The organism is Bradyrhizobium sp. SMVTL-02 (assembly GCF_051853005.1).
Lineage (GTDB): Bacteria > Pseudomonadota > Alphaproteobacteria > Rhizobiales > Xanthobacteraceae > Bradyrhizobium.
The window spans coordinates 5,456,613-5,473,377 of record NZ_CP182469.1; the positions used below are offsets into that span (position 1 = coordinate 5,456,613).

Below are 16,765 nucleotides of genomic sequence, written 5' to 3' on the forward strand. Positions count from 1 at the left end.
CAGAGGCCCGCTGCACCCTTGAGGCGAGTACGCGCTCCGGCGGCTAGCCGCGCACAAGCGACACGAGCCAGCGGCGGCCGAACAGGACGAGGATCGCAAGCGCGTAGACGATCGTGCCGCCGACGCCGAGCAGGGCCAGCATCACTTCGTCCCGGAAGTGCATCGAGCCCAACGCAGAACCACTGAAGCGCGCAATCAGCCAGAACGCTGCGGCGAGGATCAATCCGGTCAGCAGGAATTTGGCGAGCGACATCAGCCAGGCGCGGTCGAGCACGAGGAAGCCGCGCCGCACGGCGAAGAAAAGCACCAGCAACAGATTGGTCCAGACGCCGACGGCGGTTGCCAGCGCGAGGCCGATCTGAGCCAGCGATCCCATCAAGGCGACCTTCAGCGCGACGTTGACGGCAATGCCTGTCAGCGACGCCCGCACCGGCGTCGCCGTATCCTTGCGGGCATAGAAGGTCGCAACTGCGCTGCGGATCAGCACGAAGGGGATGAGCCCGATGGCGTAGGCTGCGAGCGTGCTGCCTGCGGCAACGGCATCGGCCTTGGAGAACGCGCCGCGAGCGAACAGCGCGCGCATGATCGCATCGGGCACGGTGAGGAAGGCCGCGACGAACGGCACCGAGAACAGCAGCGTGAAGTCGAAGGCGCGGCGCTGCGCCTTCATCGCGCCGTCATGGTCGTTGGCGGTGATGCGCCGCGACATTTCCGGCAGCAGCACCGTGCCGATGGCGATGCCGATCACGCCGATCGGAAGCTGGTTGAGCCGATCGGCATAATAGAGTGCCGACAGCGCGCCGGCCGGCAGGAAGGTCGCGATGATGGTATCGGCAAACAGCGCGACCTGCGTGCCCATCGAGCCCAGCGTCGCAGGTCCCAGCGCCTTGAAGAAAGCACGGACGTCTTCGTCGAGCTTGGGCGGCGCAAAGCGCGGCAGGCCGCCATGGCGGGCGAGATCGCCGGCGAGCAGGAAATATTGCATGAAGCCGGAAATCAGCACGCCCCAGGCTGCGGCATGGCCCGCGGTGGGAAACCAGACGGCAACCGCCAACGTCATCATCATCGCGACGTTGAGAAAGATCGAGGCGGCGGCGGCGCTGGCAAAGCGCTGCATCACGTTGAGCATGCCGCCATAGAGCGTCACGAGCGTGATCAGCAGCAGATAGGGAAAGGTGATCCGGGTCAGCTCGATCGCGAGCTTGCGCTGCTCGGCATCCTCGGAAAAGCCCGGCGCCAGAATGCTCATGGCCTGCGGCATGAACAGCCAGGCGACGATCAGCAGCAGCACCTGCGAGGCCAGCAGCAGCGTGAAGATGCGGTCGGCGAACAGGTGTGCTGCCGCCTCCCCCTTCTCGCCATGGACATGCGCATAGGCCGGCACCCAGGCGGCGTTGAAGGCGCCCTCTGCAAAGATCGCGCGAAAATGATTGGGCAGCCGCAGCGCCACGAAAAAGGCGTCGGCCACCGGGCCCGCGCCGAGGATCGCCGCGAGCATGATGTCGCGGGCAAATCCCGTGAGCCGCGAGAGCAGCGTGTAACCACCGACCGTGAAGATGCGTCCGAGCATGCGTCTGTTCTAGAGCATGTCAGGAATAGGTCTAGGTGCAAACCGGGGCGGAAGTCAGCTCCCTCCCCCGCTTGCGGGGGGAGGGTCGGGAGAGGGTGTCTCGATAGCGAAGACTCCCCAAGAGGGGGAAACCCTCACCCGCGCCTTCGGCGCGACCTCTCCCGCAAGCGGGAGAGGTGAAGAAGCCGCAGCGAACTCAGCCCGCGAGCGCGCCGCGGACGGCGGCGATGATTCGCTCCTGGTCGGCTTCCGTCAGGTAGGCGTGCATGGGCAGGCTGATCACGTCCTGCGACAGGCTCTCGCAACCCGGCAGGCCGCCTTCGGCGACCGGATACTGCTTGTAGGCGGTCTGCTGGTGCATCGACTTGCCGTAATAGATCGCGGTCGGCACGCCCTGGGCCTTCAGCGCGGCGGCAAAGCCGTCGCGGTCGGTGCCCTCAGGAAGACGGATCGTGTACTGCGCCCAGACCGAAGTGTTGCCAGGGGCGAGGCGCGGCACGTTGACGACATTCGACAAGCCTCGCGCGTAACGTTCGGCAACCCTGTTGCGGGCGGCGATCTCGTCGTCAAAAATCTTCAGCTTCTCGATCAGGACCGCGGCCTGTATGGTGTCGAGCCGGCCGGTGAGGCCGAGACGGACGTTGTCGTATTTGTCGACGCCCTGCCCGTGCACGCGGATGCTGCGAAGCGTCGCGGCGAGCTCGTCGTCATCTGTGAAGATCGCGCCGCCGTCGCCGAAGCAGCCGAGCGGCTTGGCCGGGAAGAAGCTGGTCGCCGTGGCGTGCGCCAGCGTGCCTAGCTTGCGGCCCTTGTAGCTCGCGCCAAAGCCTTGCGCGGCGTCGTCGAGCACGAACAGGCCCTCGGCCCTCGCGATCTCGGCAATGGCGTCGTGATCGGCGGGCTGGCCGAACAGGTCGACCGGAATAACCGCGACCGGCTTCAGGCCGGCATTGCGGGCGGTCGCTATGCCGCGCTTGAGCGACTCCGGGCTCATGTTGAAGGTGGCCTCGTCGACGTCGACATAAACAGGCGTCGCACCGGTCCGCGCCACCGGCGAGGCGGTCGCGATGAAGGTGAAGGACGGACACAGCACGGCATCGCCGGGCCCAACATTCTTCGCCATCATCACCATCAGGATCGCGTCGGTGCCGCTGGCGCAGCCGATCACGTGCTTGGCGCCTGAGTAGGCCGCGAGCTGCTTCTCGAGCTCGAAAACCTCGGGCCCGTTGACGAACTGGCAATGGTCCATCACGCGCTTGACGGCCGCATCGAGCGAGGCGCCTAGCCGGCGGCGCTGCGAGGCGACGTCGATGAAAGGGATGGGTTCGGAACGTAAGTGCTGGTTCATGACGCCTTCTTGAGTAGTCGACATGGAAAGGGATCAGCCGGCGACGAGGCGCGGCTCCTTGCGGGCGGGCGCCGTCGCGGCGGGACGCGAGGGCGTCTCCAGGCACTGCGTCGCGATCTCGAGGCTGGCAACGCCCTCATCGCCCGTGACCGCCGGCGTCTCGCCGTTGCGCACCGCTTTGAGGAACGCGATCAGCTCGGCGCGGAGCGGCTCGTCATGTCCGACTGGCAGATGCCGCATCGAATAGCTGCCGTCCGGCTTGAAGCCGAAGCATTCGGTGACCTGGCGCGTCAGCAGATCGCCCATCACATATTTGCCGCGGGTCGCGACCGTGACGCTGCGCGCCTTGAACGGCGTCAGCCAGTTGGTGTTGATGTGGGCGAGCACGCCATTGGCGGTGCGGAACTGCAGGAGTGCGATGTCCTCGCGCTCGGCGACCGCGCTCGACAATTGCGGCTGCACCTCGACGATGTCGGATTCGGTGAACCAGCGGATCAGGTCGATGTCGTGCACGGCAAGGTCGATGACGACGCCGACGTTGGACATGCGCGGCGGGAACGGACCGACGCGCGTGATCGCGATGGAGAGAATGTCTTCGCCCGCGATCGCCTGCTTGACGGCGGCGACCGCCGGATTGAAGCGCTCGACATGGCCGACCATCAGCGTCACGCCGGCCTTTTGCGCGGCGGCGACGATCTCACGCCCCTCTTCCACCGTGGACGCGATCGGCTTCTCGACCAAGACATGGATGTTCTTGGCGATGCAGGCGAGCGCGACCTCGTGATGCAGGTGCGTGGGTGCCGCGATGGTGACGGCATCGACCCCGGCGGCGAAGAGCTGGTCGAGCGTCTCGAAGCTCGCGCAATCGGCGAGTTCCGTCGCGCGCGTGCGATGGGCTGGCGACGGATCGACCACGCCAACGAGGCTGACGCCGGGCAGGCCGCTGAGCACGCGCGCATGGTTGCTGCCCATGACGCCCGCGCCAATCACGCCGACGCGCAAGCCGGCCTTTGCCGGTGCAGACACTTTGGAACTCATCTGAGCAAACCCCGATTCAACGCAAATCCCCACGCCGCTTCTAGCACGGGCGCCATATTTGTGGCGAATGCCGGCCTGACGGTCCGGACACGATTTGATTCAAAAAGTTACACGTTTCCCGGGTCTTAAGCGGCGAAAGATACCGCTCTTTCGGCCCGGGCCGCGTGATTCGGAGCCTGCTGGTTACGACCTTTGATAGTCGTCTTCAATCCGGATGATGTCGTCCTCCCCGAGATAGGAGCCGGTCTGGACCTCGATCAGCTCCAGCATGATTTTACCGGGGTTTTCAAGGCGATGGACCGCGCCCATGGGGATGTAGATCGACTCGTTCTCGTGCACGGTCTTCACGGTCTCGTTGACGGTGACCCGGGCCGCGCCGCGGACCACGATCCAGTGCTCGGCACGATGGTGGTGCTTCTGCAGCGACAGCCGTCCGCCCGGCTTCACCACGATGCGCTTGACCTGGTGGCGTGCGCCGTTGTCGACGGACTGATAGCTGCCCCACGGACGGTGCACCTTGAGATGCTCCTCGGTGACCTTCGGCGCGACCGTCTTGAGCTTGGTCACCAGACGCTTCAGGCCGTTGGCATCCTTCTGGCGCGAGACCAGCACCGCGTCCGCAGTCGCGACCACGACGAGATCATCGACGCCTTCGAGCGCGACCAGCGCGGAATCGGAGGTGACGTTGCAGTTGCGGGAATCCTCGAACACCGCGGTGCCATGCGCCGCGTTGCCCTGCGCGTCCTTCTCGGACAGCTCCCACACCGCATGCCAGGAGCCGACATCGGACCAGCCGCAGGACACCGGCACCACGGCGGCGCGCGAGGTCTTCTCCATCACGGCGTAGTCGATCGAGATCGCCTTGGCCGCACCGAAGGCCTCGGGCTCCAGCGTCACGAAGCCGAGATCGCGGCCGGCATTGTTGACCGCGTTGGAGATCGCCTCGACGCTGGCCGCATCGACCTTGCGGTATTCATCGAGCAGGAGGCTGGCCGGGAACATGAAGTTGCCGCTGTTCCAGAGATAGCCCGAATTGACGTAGTCGGCGGCCGTCACGGCATCAGGCTTCTCGACGAAGCGGACGACCGCATGCACCTGGCCGGAGATCACCTCGCCCGGGCTGATATAGCCGTATTCGGTCGCCGGCCGCTCCGGCTTGACACCGAAGGTGACGATGCGCCCGACGCTCGCGGCGGTGAGGCCCTCGCGGCACGCCGCGACGAAAGCGGCATTGTCCTGCACGACGTGATCGGCGGCAAGCGCGAGCACGATCGCTTCACTGGTGCGGTTCTGCGCGAACACGGCGCCCGCGGCGATCGCGGGGCCGGAGTCGCGCCGCATCGGCTCGAGGATCACGTCGGCCTCGATGCCGATCTCGGCGAGCTGCTCCAGCACCATGAAGCGATAGGCCGCATTGGTGATGACGATCGGGCGATCGAACAACGATGCATCGGAGACGCGCAGCAGCGTGTCCTGGAAGGTCGAGCGGGCGCCGAACAGCGGCAGGAACTGTTTCGGGCGCACCTCGCGCGAGGCGGGCCACAACCGCGTGCCGGCACCGCCGCACATGATCAGGGGGATAATGCGTTTGTCCATCGTCATCTCAAACCTTGAAGTAGTCCCGATACCAGGTGACAAAATTACGGACCCCCTGCGCGATCGGCGTTGACGGCGCAAAGCCGGTGTCGCGCATCAGGTCGTCGACATCCGCGAACGTTTCCAAGACGTCTCCCGGCTGCATCGGCAGCAATTCTTTGATCGCCGTCCGACCCAGCTCCTGCTCCAGGAGTCCGACCACATACATCAGCTCCTCGGGGTGGTGGTTGCCGACATTGTAAACCCTAGACGGCGCATTTGCGGCAGCCGGATCATCCGCAGGCACCCGATCGATCAGCTTGGACACAACACGGCTGACGTCGTCAATATAGGTGAAGTCGCGGCGCATCCTGCCATGGTTAAAGAGCCGGATCGGCCGGCCCTCCATGATGGCGTTCACAAACAGGAACATGGCCATATCCGGCCGTCCCCACGGACCGTAGATGGTGAAGAAGCGCAAGGCGGTGACCGGCAGCCGGTAGAGGTGGCTGTAGGACTGCGCCATCACCTCGTTGGCCTTCTTGGTCGCGGCGTAGAAGCTCACCGGATGGTCGGTGCGGTCCTTGACCGCAAATGGCAGTTTCGTGTTGGCGCCGTAGACGGAGGATGACGAGGCGTAGACGAGATGGCGGCAGCCGTTGTGGCGGCAGCCCTCCAGCACGTTGAGAAAGCCTATCAGATTGGAATCGGCGTAAGCCTGCGGCTGGTCGATCGAATAGCGCACGCCGGCCTGGGCGGCCATGTGCACGACCTGCGTGAATCGGTGGCGCGCAAACAGCGCCGCGATGGCCGCGCGGTCGGCGAGATCGGCCTCGACGAAGGCGAAACGGGAATCGCGGCCAAGCAGTTCCAGCCGCGCCCGTTTCAGCGCAGGGTCGTAATAGCTGTTGAGATTGTCGAGCCCCACGACCGGCCGGCCTTCGGCCAAAAGCTGCCGGGCGAGGTGAAAGCCGATGAATCCGGCGGCTCCCGTGACCAAAATCGCGTGATCCGTCATCCTGTTCCCGAGGGACCCGATCCCCGGCCTTTCTGCGCCTCTTTAGCTGCCGTATCGCGGGGCTCGCAAGTGCCGTCCGGCCCGTCATAGCGGCTGTTCATGACCGCCTGTTATAACTGCTCTTATCAGCGCTATTGCAAGATCGGCTCCAAAACCATACCAAAGCGCCCGAATTCGGCGCCTCGCGTCGGGTTGCCACAGTCTTCGCGAACCCAGTACATGCGGGCGAGATGCGCCGAATCCTGCTTTCTGCGGCCAAGATCCTGATTTCCGCGGCGCTGCTCTACCTGGCGCTGCGCAAGGTCGACCTGTCCGAGCTGTTTTCGCGTTTCACCGTGACCAGCCTGTTCTGGATCGGCCTCGCGATCGCGATCACGTTCCTGCAGATCTTCGTCGGCGCGCTGCGCTGGCGCGAGATCAGCGCCGCATGCGGTGCGCCGCTCGAGCTCGCCCGCGCGATGCGCTACAACGTGATCGGCTCGTTCTTCAACCAGACCCTGCCCTCCGCGATCGGCGGCGATGCGGTCCGGCTGTGGCTGGTCGCGCGCGCCGGCGCCGGCTGGCGCGCGGCCACCTACTCGATCTTCGTCGATCGCGCCATCGGCCTGATTGCGCTCGCTATCCTCATCGTCGCCAGCCTGCCCTGGAGTTACGCCCTCATCACCGATCCGCACGGGCGCTCGGCGCTGCTGCTGGTCGACCTCGCCGCGCTCGCCGGCGGCCTCGGCTTCCTGGTGTTCGGCGCGCTGAAATGGCGCTGGCTGAAAACCTGGTGGGCCACCCATCACATCCACGCCTGCGCCGTGATCGCGAACCGCGTGATCTTCAGCCGTACGCGCGGACCGATCGTCTCGATCCTGTCGCTTGCCGTACACGTGCTCACCGTCGTCATCGCCTGGTGCGTCGTGCAGTCGATTGCGGCTCCCGTCGGCTTCGGCGACGTGTTCCAGCTCGTGCCCCCGGTGATGCTGATCACGATGATGCCGATCTCGATCGCGGGCTGGGGCGTGCGCGAGGCCACCATGGGCCTCGCCTTCGGCTTTGCCGGGCTTGCCGCCAACGAGGGCGTCAACATCTCGCTGCTGTTCGGCGCGGTGTACTTCGTGGTCGGCGCGATCGGCGGCCTCGTCTGGATCCTGAGCGCGGAGAAAGCCGCGCAAGGCTCGGCACCGATCGGAGTGCCGGAGTGAGCCCTGCCACCGAAGCCGTGCCCGCGCTGCTTGCCCTGGCGATTGCCGCGCTGATATCGGCGCTCATCACCTGGACCAGCCGCCCCCTGCTCCAGCGCTACGCGCTGGCGCGGCCGAATGCACGCTCCTCGCACCGCGTCCCGACGCCTCAGGGTGCGGGTATCGCGGTGATCGGCGCGACGCTTCTCGTCACCTCGGTGTGGGCTGCCTGGGCGAACGTCGCGATCCCGCCGGCGCTGGTCATTGCGACGATCGTGATCGCACTGGTGGGGTTCGCCGATGATATCCTGTCACTGCCCGTGCTGGTGCGGCTCGTGCTGCAGGCCGCCGCCGTCGGCGCCGTCGTGTTCACTGCGCCCGAAACGGCGCGCATCGTGCCGGCGATGCCTCTTGCGCTGGAGCGCGGCCTCATCCTGCTCGCCGGAATCTGGTTCGTGAACCTCGTCAACTTCATGGACGGGCTCGACCTGATGACGGTCGCCGAAGTCGTGCCGGTCGCCGCGGCGCTGCTGCTGCTCGGATGGCTGGGCGATCTGTCCTGGCCGGCGGCAGTCGTCGCCACCGCGCTCTGCGGCGCCATGATCGGCTTTGCGCCCTTCAACAAGCCGGTCGCAAAAGTGTTCTTGGGCGATGTCGGCAGCCTGCCGATCGGCCTCCTCCTCGGCTGGTGCCTGCTCGAGCTCGCCTGGCAGGGGCAGGCGGCTGCGGCGTTGCTGCTGCCGGCCTATTACTTCACTGATGCCACCATCACCCTGTTTCGGCGCATCGCGCGCCGCGAGCAGTTCTGGTCGGCGCACCGTTCGCATTTCTATCAGCGCGCGACCGACAACGGTTTTTCGGTGTCCCGGGTGACTTGTGAGGTCTTCCTGCTCAACCTCGTGCTCGCTGGGCTTGCGATCCTCGCCGTTCGCGCGGCGACAATGGCGGTCACGCTGCCCGCGCTGCTCGCCGGCGCGATCGCGGTCGGCTTCGTGCTGCGGCGCTTCTCCCGCCCTCAAGGTTCCTGAGCCGACAGCGCAAGCCGCAGGCCCTCGTCGAGCGAGACCTCCGGCTGCCAGCCGGTCGCGAGGGCCTTGGAGACGTTGAGCTCGAGCGAGCCGATCAGGCTGTCATGCGTTTCCTGCCGTCCCGTCACGTTGAGGAGTATGGCGAGCAGGTCCGGCGGCATGCGGAACAGACGCGGGATCTTGCCGGAGGCCCGCCCCAGGCGCTCGATGAATTCGGGTGTCGAGACCTGTTCCCTGTCGGCCACCAGGAAGATCTCGAAATTGCCGGCCGCGGCGGGGTGGGCAAGCCGGCGCACGATGAACGAGGACAGGTTTTGCACGGCAAGGAAGGCGCGGTGATTGCGGATCGCGCCAAAGGGCAGCGGCAGCCCCAGGCTGACCGCACGCGTCAAGAGCGCGAAATTGCCCTTGGCGCCCGCCCCGTAGACCAGCGGCGGCCTGATCACCGAGATCTTCATGGCGCCGTCGCGCGCCAGCGTCCGGAGGCCCGCCTCGGCCGCGGCCTTGGACATGCCGTAGAGGCCGCGCGGCGTCGGGATATCGTCCTCGCTGAAGGGGGCGCGGCCGTCGTTGCTGCGACCGTGCACGAGCACGGTGCTGACGAAGATGAACTGGCGCGCGCCTGCCATCGCCGCCGAGCGCGCCAGATGCAGCGTGCCGGCGATGTTGACGTTGCGGTAGAGCTGAACGGCGTGCTCCTCGTGCTTGTGATGCACGCGCGCGGCGAGATGGACGACGGCGTCGACGCCTTCGAGCGCCGCCTGCCAGTCGGTGTCGGGACCGATCGTCTCGATCACGACCTCGTCCTCGGTGCCTTCGGCGCGGCGCACGGCACGGCGCACCGACCAGCCCGCACGCGCGAGCGCTGGCACGACATGACGGCCGACAAAGCCGCTAGCTCCCGTCACCAGCACGACCGGTTTGCTCTCGCTCATCGCGTCTCCGTAAGGTCCGGGTTGCGCAACAATTCGTCGACCAGAGCGGCATAGGCGTTCATCGCGGTGGCGCGATCGAACCGCGCCGCCGCCTTCACCGCACGCTCCGCCATGGCAGCATCATCGGAACGGGAGGCCGCGCGGATTGCGTCTGCGAGCCGATCGGCGCGGCCCGGCGTCACGACCCAGCCGAGCCCGTTCTCCACCACCGTCAACGCGGCCTCGGCCTCCGGCTCCGAGACCAATGCCACGGGACGGCCGACCGCCAGTAGATTGTAAAACCGGCTCGGCACCGACACACCCGCAACGTCCTTCCGGTATGGAATGATCCAGAGATTGGCCGACGCCAGGAACGCCTCGAGCTCGGCGTCCTCGACCCGGGCCACGAAGGACACATTGGGCAGGTTTGCTTCCGCCTGCAACTGTTTCAGCCGCGCGAAACCGACGCCCCAGCCGGACAGCAGGAAGTGGATGTCCGGCTCGTCCCTGAGCAGGCGCGCCGCCTCGAACACGATCTCCGGATCATGGGTGAAGCCGAGATTGCCCGACAGGCCGACGACGAAACGCGCGGAAATCGCTTTGCGGAATGGATTGTCCTGCGACAGGGGACGCGGCCCTGGCACCAGCGTCGCCCAGTTCGGGATGAACCGGATCTTGTTCCGTCGCATGCCGGAATAGCCGAGCAGCGGCCGCTCGGCGTCGCGGCCGATGGTGATGACGGCGTTGAGCGCACGGAACATCAGGCTGTTGGCCAAGCGCATCGTCCGCGTCACGGGCGAGCCCGGCTTCAGCAGGCCCGCCATCACCAGCACGTCGGGAAAGAGGTCGTGCATGATCAGCGCGGAGCGCGCGCCCTTGAGCCTTGCCGCGGCGGCGACGGCGTAGGGCAGCATGAACGGGGCCGTGACGGTGAGCACGACGTCACTTCGCCGGAGCTCCCGAATCAAGGCGAGGAACGTACGCGCCACGAACAGCAGCTCGGACGCCCCGCGCCGCACCAGCGCCGCCTTTCCCGCCATCCGGTTCCTGACCGCCACGACGCGCGGCTTGCCGGGACCGGTCTGCGAGGCCGGCAGAGCGCCCGGTGAGCCCGACAGCACGACGACCTCGTGATCCCCGGCGATGCGGCAGGCGATCTCCGCCATGATCGCCGCGGTCGTACTCGGATCCGGCGGATAATGCTGGCTCGCGACGACGATCTTGCCTTGGGGCTGCATGGTCAGGCCGCGGTCGACCCGAATTCCGGGACCGCATCCTTCAGGATCGTCCTGATGGTGGCGCGATCGTCGCGGGCGATCGCCTGCTCGAGCGCTGCGATCCATTTGCGCAGCGTCTGCATCGGCGGCTCGTTCGGCTGCGCCGCCATGATGCCGGCGACGCCGATCTCGCGGGTCGGCTCCTCGGAGGCGAACAGGATCTCGTGCAGCCGCTCGCCCGGCCGCATGCCGGTGAACACGATCTCGATGTCGTAGCCCGGCTGCAGGCCGGACAGGCGGATCATGCGCTCGGCGAGATCGACGATCTTCACCGGCTGGCCCATGTTCAGCACATAGACCGACACGTCCGGGCGCGCCGTTCCAAGCGCGTGCGTCGCCGCCGTGATGACGAGGTCGCAGGCCTCGCGGATGGTCATGAAGTAGCGGACCATGTCGGGATGCGTCACCGTCACCGGACCGCCGGCCTCGATCTGGGCCTTGAACTTCGGCACCACCGAGCCGTTCGAGGCCAGCACGTTGCCGAACCGGACCGAGATCAGCCGCATCGGCGGCCTGGCACCGCTGCTGCCCGCGGCAAGATCATGGTCGAGCGCCTGGCAGTACATCTCGGCGAAGCGCTTGGTGAGGCCCAGCATCGACACCGGCTCGATCGCCTTGTCGGTCGAGATCATCACCATGGCCTCGGCGCCGGCGGCGTGCGCGGCATCGGCGACGTTGATCGAGCCGAAGATGTTGGTCTTGACGCCCTCGCTCCAGTCGCGCTCGAGGATCGGCACGTGCTTGAGGGCCGCGGCGTGGAACACGATGTCGGGCTTGAACTCGGCCATCAGGCGCATGATCCGCTCGCGGTCGCGGATGTCGGCGATTCGTCCTTCGATCGCGGCGGCCGCACCGTGCGCGGCGAGCGCCTCCGTGACCGCGTAGAGCGCCGGCTCGGAATTTTCCACGATCAGCAGGCGCGCGGCGCCGAAGGCGACGACGCGCTCGCAGATCTCGGAACCGATCGAACCGCCGCCGCCGGTGACGATCACCGCCTTGCCCCTGATCAGGGCTTCGAGACGCGCATAGTCGATCTTCTCGCTCGGCCGCAGCAGGAGATCCTCGACTGCGACGGCCGTGAGACGCGGCGTATCTCCGCTCTCCAGCGAAGGCATGCGGTTGACGATCACACCCAGCTTGCGCGCCCGCATCAGGATCGATTCCGGATGCGCGTCCGGCTCGAACGCCGACGGCGTCATGATAAGGCGTCCGATCGGCTTGTTGCGCTTGGCGAAGTCGGTGATGACGTCCTCGACGTCGTCGATGCCGCCGAGCACGGGCACGTTGCGGATGAAATGGCCGCGATCCGAGCTCGACGGCGACAGGACGCCGACCGGCCAGATGCGCTTGATCGCCCCGCTCTCGATCCCGCGCAGCAGCACCTCGGCATCCGCAGCCCGGCCGATCAGCAGCGTCGGCGCGGCATCCTCGGTGCGGGCATGGCGCCGCACCCGCGTGTAGCGGAAGTAGCGGTAGGCCATGCGCAGTGCGCTGAGGAAGGCGATCTCGAGGAACCAGTACAGGACGATCGTCACCTTGCCGAGGAAGAAGGCACCACGGACGTTGGGAGCGACGAAGATGTAGTCGAGCACCAGCAGCGCCACCGTCAGCACGGTCGCGACGCGGATGATGTTCAGCGCATCCGGCAGCGAGATGAAGCGCCATTTCGTCGTGGTCAGGTTGGAGACGAAGAACACGACTACGCTGAAGGCGAGGAAGTAGGGCAGGATCTGAACCAGCAGCGGCAGGCGGTCGTAGAAGAAATCGCCGCCCTCGAAGCGCAGATAGAACGCGGCGAACAGCGCCGCCGTGGTCGCCAGCAGGTCGTGGAGCGCGATCAGAAAATTGCGCAAGGTGAGATGCGAAAGGCGCGTCATTCGCGGACCGATGAATATCCCGTTGGGTGCAACCTGACCGCGCTGATAGCCCATCTTAACAAGACTTGCCAGCCGCGCGGCCGTTCAGGAACCTGCTTCCCCCATCTTCGTCTCCGCCTGTTGTGCCCGGATTACCATGCCGCCGGCAACGCCGACGCCGATGACGTACATCCAGCCCTCGTGGAAATCGAACAGATGGGAGTTGAACAGGGAAGTGAAGACGTTCTGCACCACGACCAGGAGGCCGACATAATTCGCCAGTCCGTCGCCGCGGAACAGCAGGAGATGCAGGATCCAGATCGCGTAGAGAACGACGACGCCGATGACGCCCCATTGCACGGCGACATTCAGCGTCTGGTTATGCGGATTGCCGATCACCTCGGAGGACGCCCGGTGTTGGTCGGCGGGTGTTGCGACCTTCTCGAACAGGCCGCGCGTCGAGCCCGTGCCGTGCCCCTTGATCGGCGCCTCCGCGAAGAAGCCGATCGATTTCCGCCAGAATTCGATCCGCAGGCCCATCGAGGTCGGCTCGCCCTTCTCGACGTAGCGCGTATAGTCGCTGGCGAAGGTGTCGGCGGTCCTGCGCAGTTGCGGCGAGACCTGCCACGCCAGAGCCGCGCCGACGAGCAGGGCCGCGGAGATGATCGCGATGCTGCGCCATCTGAGGTGCAGCAGCGCAAACACGCCGAACATGACCGGGATGGTGACGAGCGCGGTGCGCGACACGATCACGAAGACCATGTTGACGAAGAAGCTCAGCGCCAGCGCGGTCAACAGTCCCGCGAGCCGGTAGCGCTTTTCGCGCAACAGCATCACGATCGGATAGGCCAGTCCGACCGCGCAGAGCGTGAATTCCTGGCTCTGGTCGATGTAGTTCTTCACGAAGATGCCGCGTTCGACCCGGTCGGACTTGATCGACAGGTCGGGATAGAAGGCGACCAGCCAGGACATCACCGACAGCAGCGCGCAGGACACCAGGAAGGCGACGAAGACCCAGCGTCCGCGCGATGAGCGCTCGAAATGATAGAGCAGAACCGGAAGCACCAGCAGCTTGACGGTCGGATTGACCGCGTAGAAGCGTGCGCCCCAACTCGCGTCCGACCACAGCGTCCCGACCAGCGCGAGCAGGACCAGCGCGATCGGAGCGATGCAGATCGGACGCTTCAGGAACTGCAGGAACGCACGGACGTCGAGGAACGGCAGCATGCACAGGAGCATCAGGGTGTTGAAGATCGCCGCCAGCGACGTCGACCAGGGCAGCGAGGCCGCGGTCAGGATCGCGAACCAGTCGACGGTCTCGCTCCAGGCTGCCGGGCTGCGCAAGCGGCGCGACAGCATCTGGCCGGTGGTCTCGCGGGCCAGCGTCGTCGCTTGACCTGTCACCTGAGCGGTCACTTGGCCCCTCCCCGCGCGCGATCCACCAGCGCCGTCGTGCTGAAACCCTGGAGAATGTCGACCAGCATGACCACCCCGCCCGCGGCCTCGACCACCTCGTGGCCGACCACCTGCGCGCGGGTGTAGTCGCCGCCTTTCACCAGCACGCTCGGCTTGATCCGCGTGATCAGCTCGAGCGGCGTGTCTTCCTGGAAAATGACGACGAGATCGACCGCTTCGAGTGCGGCGAGCACCTCGGCGCGCGCGCGCTCGTCCTGGACCGGGCGATCGGCGCCCTTCAGCCGCCGCACCGAGGCGTCGCTGTTGAGGCCCACGATCAGGCGGTCGCAGGCGGCACGCGCCGCCGTCAGCACCTTGACGTGGCCCGGATGCAGGATGTCGAAGCAGCCGTTCGTGAAGCCGACGCGGAGGTCCTGCCGGCGCCATCCGGCGAGTTGCGCGTCGAGCGTATCAGGCTCGAGCACGATCTTCTCCTCGGCCGCGAGATAAGCGTGCGGCAATATCCTGCGCCTCAGCTCGGCGGCACTGACGACGGCGGTGCCCTGCTTGCCGACGGCGACGGCGGCGGCAGCGTTGGCCACGCGCAGCGCCGTGTCCCAGTCCGCGCCCGCCGCGAGCGAGACCGCAAGCGCGGCGGCGACGGTGTCGCCGGCGCCGGAGACGTCGCGCACCTTCACGGGAACGGCAGGAACGTGAACGAACCCGCCGCCACGCGGCACCAGCGTCATGCCGTGCTCGCCCTGCGTGACCAGGATCGCCTCGCAATCGGCGAGCCGCATCACGTCCTCGCTGGCATCGACGATGCTCTGCGGGGTGTCGGCGCGGCTGCGGGTGGTTTCAGAAAACTCCTTGCGATTCGGCGTGAGCAGCGTCGCACCGCGATAGATCGCCCAGTTCAGGCTCTTGGGATCGACGATCACGGACTTGCCGAGCTTTCGCGCGGCATCGATGGTGTGGCGGATCACGCGCGCGGTCAGCACGCCCTTGGCGTAGTCGGACAGCAGCACGATGTCGGCGCGCGCGATCTGTGGCAGGATCGCCTCGATCAGCTCGGTCTCGACCGCGTCGGAGGCCGCGACCGCCTGCTCCCAGTCCGCGCGCAGCATGTGCGTGGAAAAATGCTCGGAGACGAAGCGGACTTTTCGCGTGGTCGGCCGCGACGGATCGCACACCAGCACGCTTTCGATAGCACCATGTTCGGCCAGCGCCGAGGCGAGCCGCTTGCCGGCATCGTCCGCGCCGACGAGGCCGACGAAGATGCAGCGTGCGCCGAGCGAAGCGATATTGCGCGCGACATTGCCGGCGCCGCCGATATGGATTTCGCTGCGCTGGGCGGCGATGACCGGGGTCGGCGCTTCCGGCGAGATCCGCGACACCTCGCCATAGACGAACTCGTCCAGCATGATGTCGCCGATGCAGAGCACCGTGCGGCCTGAGATCGTTTGCGCGAGGGCGTCGAAATCGAGAATGGGCGTCGCCATGATCAAAAAGCCTCAGCGGAAACGGTCGGGCCGGTCGAGATAGTCCCCGACATAGGCCTTCACCGCGTCCTCGAGTGTCGTGAAGCCGCCGTTATAACCGGCGCGGCAGAGGCGATCGACCTCGCTCTGGGTGAAGTACTGGTAGGCGCCGCGGATGTTCTCGGGCATGTCGATGTATTCGATGTTGGGCCTGGTGCCGAGCGCGGCATAGGCCGCCAGCATCAGGTCCTTGAAGCTGCGCGCCTGGCCGGTTCCGACATTGAAGAGGCCCGACGCGGAGGGCGTTGCCAGCAGCCACATGATGACGCGCACGACGTCGTCGACATAGATGAAGTCGCGGCGCTGATCGCCGTCGGCGATGCCCTCGCGATGCGACTTGAACAGCTGCACGACGCGGCCCGCCTTGACGTCGTCGAAGCGGCGCGCGAGCACGCTCATCATCGAACCCTTGTGGTATTCGTTCGGGCCGAACACGTTGAAGAATTTCAGGCCCACGCATTGCGGCGGCAGCGGATCCCCGTTCGCGACACGCTCGGCGACCGCGAGATCGAACATGTGCTTGCTCCAGCCGTAGAGATTCATCGGCCGCAGTTTTTTCAGGGCCGGCAGCGAGGCATCGTCGCCGAAGCCGGCCTCGCCGTCACCATAGGTCGCTGCCGAGGAAGCGTAGATGAACGGCACGGCACCGGCCGTGCACCACTCCAGCAGGCGCATCGACATCCGGAAATTGGTCTCGAACACGTGGTCGCCGTCGGTCGCGGTGGTCGCGGAGATCGCCCCGAGATGGATCACGGCATCGAGCTTGCGGCCATTCAGCCAGTCGAGCAGCTCGCCAGGGGGGACGATATCCACAAGCTGGCGCTTGGCCAGGTTCCGCCACTTGCCGTCGTTGCCGAGCAGGTCGCACACCACGACGTCGCTGCGGCCCGCGTCATTCAGCGCGGCCACGACATTCGATCCGATAAAACCGGCCCCGCCGGTCACCAGCAACATTCACCTACCTGCCCGATTTCTTAAGGCCCGACCCTGCCGTAGCGCATCATCCGCCAAAGTGTAAGCATTTTGGGCAGGCGCC

General features: G+C 66.3%; 13 protein-coding genes. 2 read left to right on the forward strand and 11 right to left on the reverse strand.

Translation table 11 applies throughout. The annotated features are described in order from the left end of the window. Positions 1-43: 43 nt before the first annotated feature. The 5 genes from murJ to ACNJYB_RS26095 all read right to left on the reverse strand — a co-directional run bounded on the left by murJ (position 44) and on the right by ACNJYB_RS26095 (position 6,549). On the reverse strand, positions 44-1,570 hold the full coding sequence (gene murJ, locus ACNJYB_RS26075) for a murein biosynthesis integral membrane protein MurJ (RefSeq protein WP_439369333.1): 1,527 nt from the start codon (positions 1,568-1,570) through the stop codon (positions 44-46). 196 nt (positions 1,571-1,766) lie between these two features. Continuing rightward, positions 1,767-2,942: a DegT/DnrJ/EryC1/StrS family aminotransferase gene (locus tag ACNJYB_RS26080; RefSeq protein WP_439369334.1), complete on the reverse strand. Its 1,176-nt coding sequence runs from the start codon at positions 2,940-2,942 to the stop codon at positions 1,767-1,769. 9 nt (positions 2,943-2,951) lie between these two features. Continuing rightward, a complete protein-coding gene (locus tag ACNJYB_RS26085; protein ID WP_439369335.1) occupies positions 2,952-3,956 on the reverse strand; it encodes a Gfo/Idh/MocA family oxidoreductase in 1,005 nt (334 codons plus the stop codon). A gap of 183 nt (positions 3,957-4,139) precedes the next feature. Then, the gene (locus tag ACNJYB_RS26090; protein ID WP_439369336.1) at positions 4,140-5,552 is read right to left on the reverse strand and encodes a mannose-1-phosphate guanylyltransferase/mannose-6-phosphate isomerase; all 1,413 of its coding nucleotides are present in this window, start codon (positions 5,550-5,552) and stop codon (positions 4,140-4,142) included. A 7-nt stretch (positions 5,553-5,559) separates the two neighbouring features. After that, positions 5,560-6,549 carry an SDR family NAD(P)-dependent oxidoreductase gene (locus ACNJYB_RS26095; RefSeq protein WP_439369337.1) on the reverse strand — a complete coding sequence of 330 codons (990 nt, stop codon included), beginning with the start codon at positions 6,547-6,549 and terminating at the stop codon, positions 5,560-5,562. A 230-nt stretch (positions 6,550-6,779) separates the two neighbouring features. On the opposite strand from ACNJYB_RS26095, the gene ACNJYB_RS26100 reads away from it, so the two are divergent. Then, the gene (locus tag ACNJYB_RS26100; protein WP_439369338.1) at positions 6,780-7,739 is read left to right on the forward strand and encodes a lysylphosphatidylglycerol synthase transmembrane domain-containing protein; all 960 of its coding nucleotides are present in this window, start codon (positions 6,780-6,782) and stop codon (positions 7,737-7,739) included. After that, the gene (locus ACNJYB_RS26105) at positions 7,736-8,746 is read left to right on the forward strand and encodes an MraY family glycosyltransferase (protein WP_439369340.1); all 1,011 of its coding nucleotides are present in this window, start codon (positions 7,736-7,738) and stop codon (positions 8,744-8,746) included. Before ACNJYB_RS26100 ends, ACNJYB_RS26105 begins: the two co-directional genes overlap by 4 nt. Here the strand turns inward: ACNJYB_RS26105 and ACNJYB_RS26110 are convergent. The 6 genes from ACNJYB_RS26110 to rfaD form a co-directional block, all read right to left on the reverse strand. Next, positions 8,734-9,681 carry an NAD-dependent epimerase/dehydratase family protein gene (locus ACNJYB_RS26110; RefSeq protein ID WP_439369342.1) on the reverse strand — a complete coding sequence of 316 codons (948 nt, stop codon included), beginning with the start codon at positions 9,679-9,681 and terminating at the stop codon, positions 8,734-8,736. The two genes, ACNJYB_RS26105 and ACNJYB_RS26110, sit on opposite strands and share 13 nt — an antisense overlap. Next, positions 9,678-10,898: a glycosyltransferase family 4 protein gene (locus ACNJYB_RS26115; RefSeq protein WP_439369343.1), complete on the reverse strand. Its 1,221-nt coding sequence runs from the start codon at positions 10,896-10,898 to the stop codon at positions 9,678-9,680. Before ACNJYB_RS26115 ends, ACNJYB_RS26110 begins: the two co-directional genes overlap by 4 nt. A gap of 2 nt (positions 10,899-10,900) precedes the next feature. Next, positions 10,901-12,814 carry an SDR family NAD(P)-dependent oxidoreductase gene (locus tag ACNJYB_RS26120; protein ID WP_439369344.1) on the reverse strand — a complete coding sequence of 638 codons (1,914 nt, stop codon included), beginning with the start codon at positions 12,812-12,814 and terminating at the stop codon, positions 10,901-10,903. An 84-nt stretch (positions 12,815-12,898) separates the two neighbouring features. Continuing rightward, positions 12,899-14,152, reverse strand: coding sequence for an O-antigen ligase family protein (locus ACNJYB_RS26125; protein WP_439375647.1), 1,254 nt, complete (start codon positions 14,150-14,152; stop codon positions 12,899-12,901). A 53-nt stretch (positions 14,153-14,205) separates the two neighbouring features. After that, the gene (gene rfaE1, locus ACNJYB_RS26130; RefSeq protein WP_439369345.1) at positions 14,206-15,690 is read right to left on the reverse strand and encodes a D-glycero-beta-D-manno-heptose-7-phosphate kinase; all 1,485 of its coding nucleotides are present in this window, start codon (positions 15,688-15,690) and stop codon (positions 14,206-14,208) included. Positions 15,691-15,702: 12 nt separating this feature from the next. Then, a complete protein-coding gene (rfaD, locus tag ACNJYB_RS26135) occupies positions 15,703-16,683 on the reverse strand; it encodes an ADP-glyceromanno-heptose 6-epimerase (RefSeq protein WP_439369346.1) in 981 nt (326 codons plus the stop codon). Between the last annotated feature and the right edge of the window lie 82 nt (positions 16,684-16,765).

Coding starts and splice junctions, on each gene's coding strand:
- ACNJYB_RS26110 (WP_439369342.1), bottom strand. CDS start 9,681: ATGAGCGAGAGCAAACCGGTCGTGCTGGTGACGGGAGCTAGCGGCTTT.
- ACNJYB_RS26115 (WP_439369343.1), bottom strand. CDS start 10,898: ATGCAGCCCCAAGGCAAGATCGTCGTCGCGAGCCAGCATTATCCGCCG.
- murJ (WP_439369333.1), bottom strand. CDS start 1,570: ATGCTCGGACGCATCTTCACGGTCGGTGGTTACACGCTGCTCTCGCGG.
- ACNJYB_RS26080 (WP_439369334.1), bottom strand. CDS start 2,942: ATGTCGACTACTCAAGAAGGCGTCATGAACCAGCACTTACGTTCCGAA.
- rfaE1 (WP_439369345.1), bottom strand. CDS start 15,690: ATGGCGACGCCCATTCTCGATTTCGACGCCCTCGCGCAAACGATCTCA.
- rfaD (WP_439369346.1), bottom strand. CDS start 16,683: ATGTTGCTGGTGACCGGCGGGGCCGGTTTTATCGGATCGAATGTCGTG.
- ACNJYB_RS26085 (WP_439369335.1), bottom strand. CDS start 3,956: ATGAGTTCCAAAGTGTCTGCACCGGCAAAGGCCGGCTTGCGCGTCGGC.
- ACNJYB_RS26120 (WP_439369344.1), bottom strand. CDS start 12,814: ATGACGCGCCTTTCGCATCTCACCTTGCGCAATTTTCTGATCGCGCTC.
- ACNJYB_RS26090 (WP_439369336.1), bottom strand. CDS start 5,552: ATGGACAAACGCATTATCCCCCTGATCATGTGCGGCGGTGCCGGCACG.
- ACNJYB_RS26125 (WP_439375647.1), bottom strand. CDS start 14,152: ATGCTGTCGCGCCGCTTGCGCAGCCCGGCAGCCTGGAGCGAGACCGTC.
- ACNJYB_RS26095 (WP_439369337.1), bottom strand. CDS start 6,549: ATGACGGATCACGCGATTTTGGTCACGGGAGCCGCCGGATTCATCGGC.
- ACNJYB_RS26100 (WP_439369338.1), top strand. CDS start 6,780: ATGCGCCGAATCCTGCTTTCTGCGGCCAAGATCCTGATTTCCGCGGCG.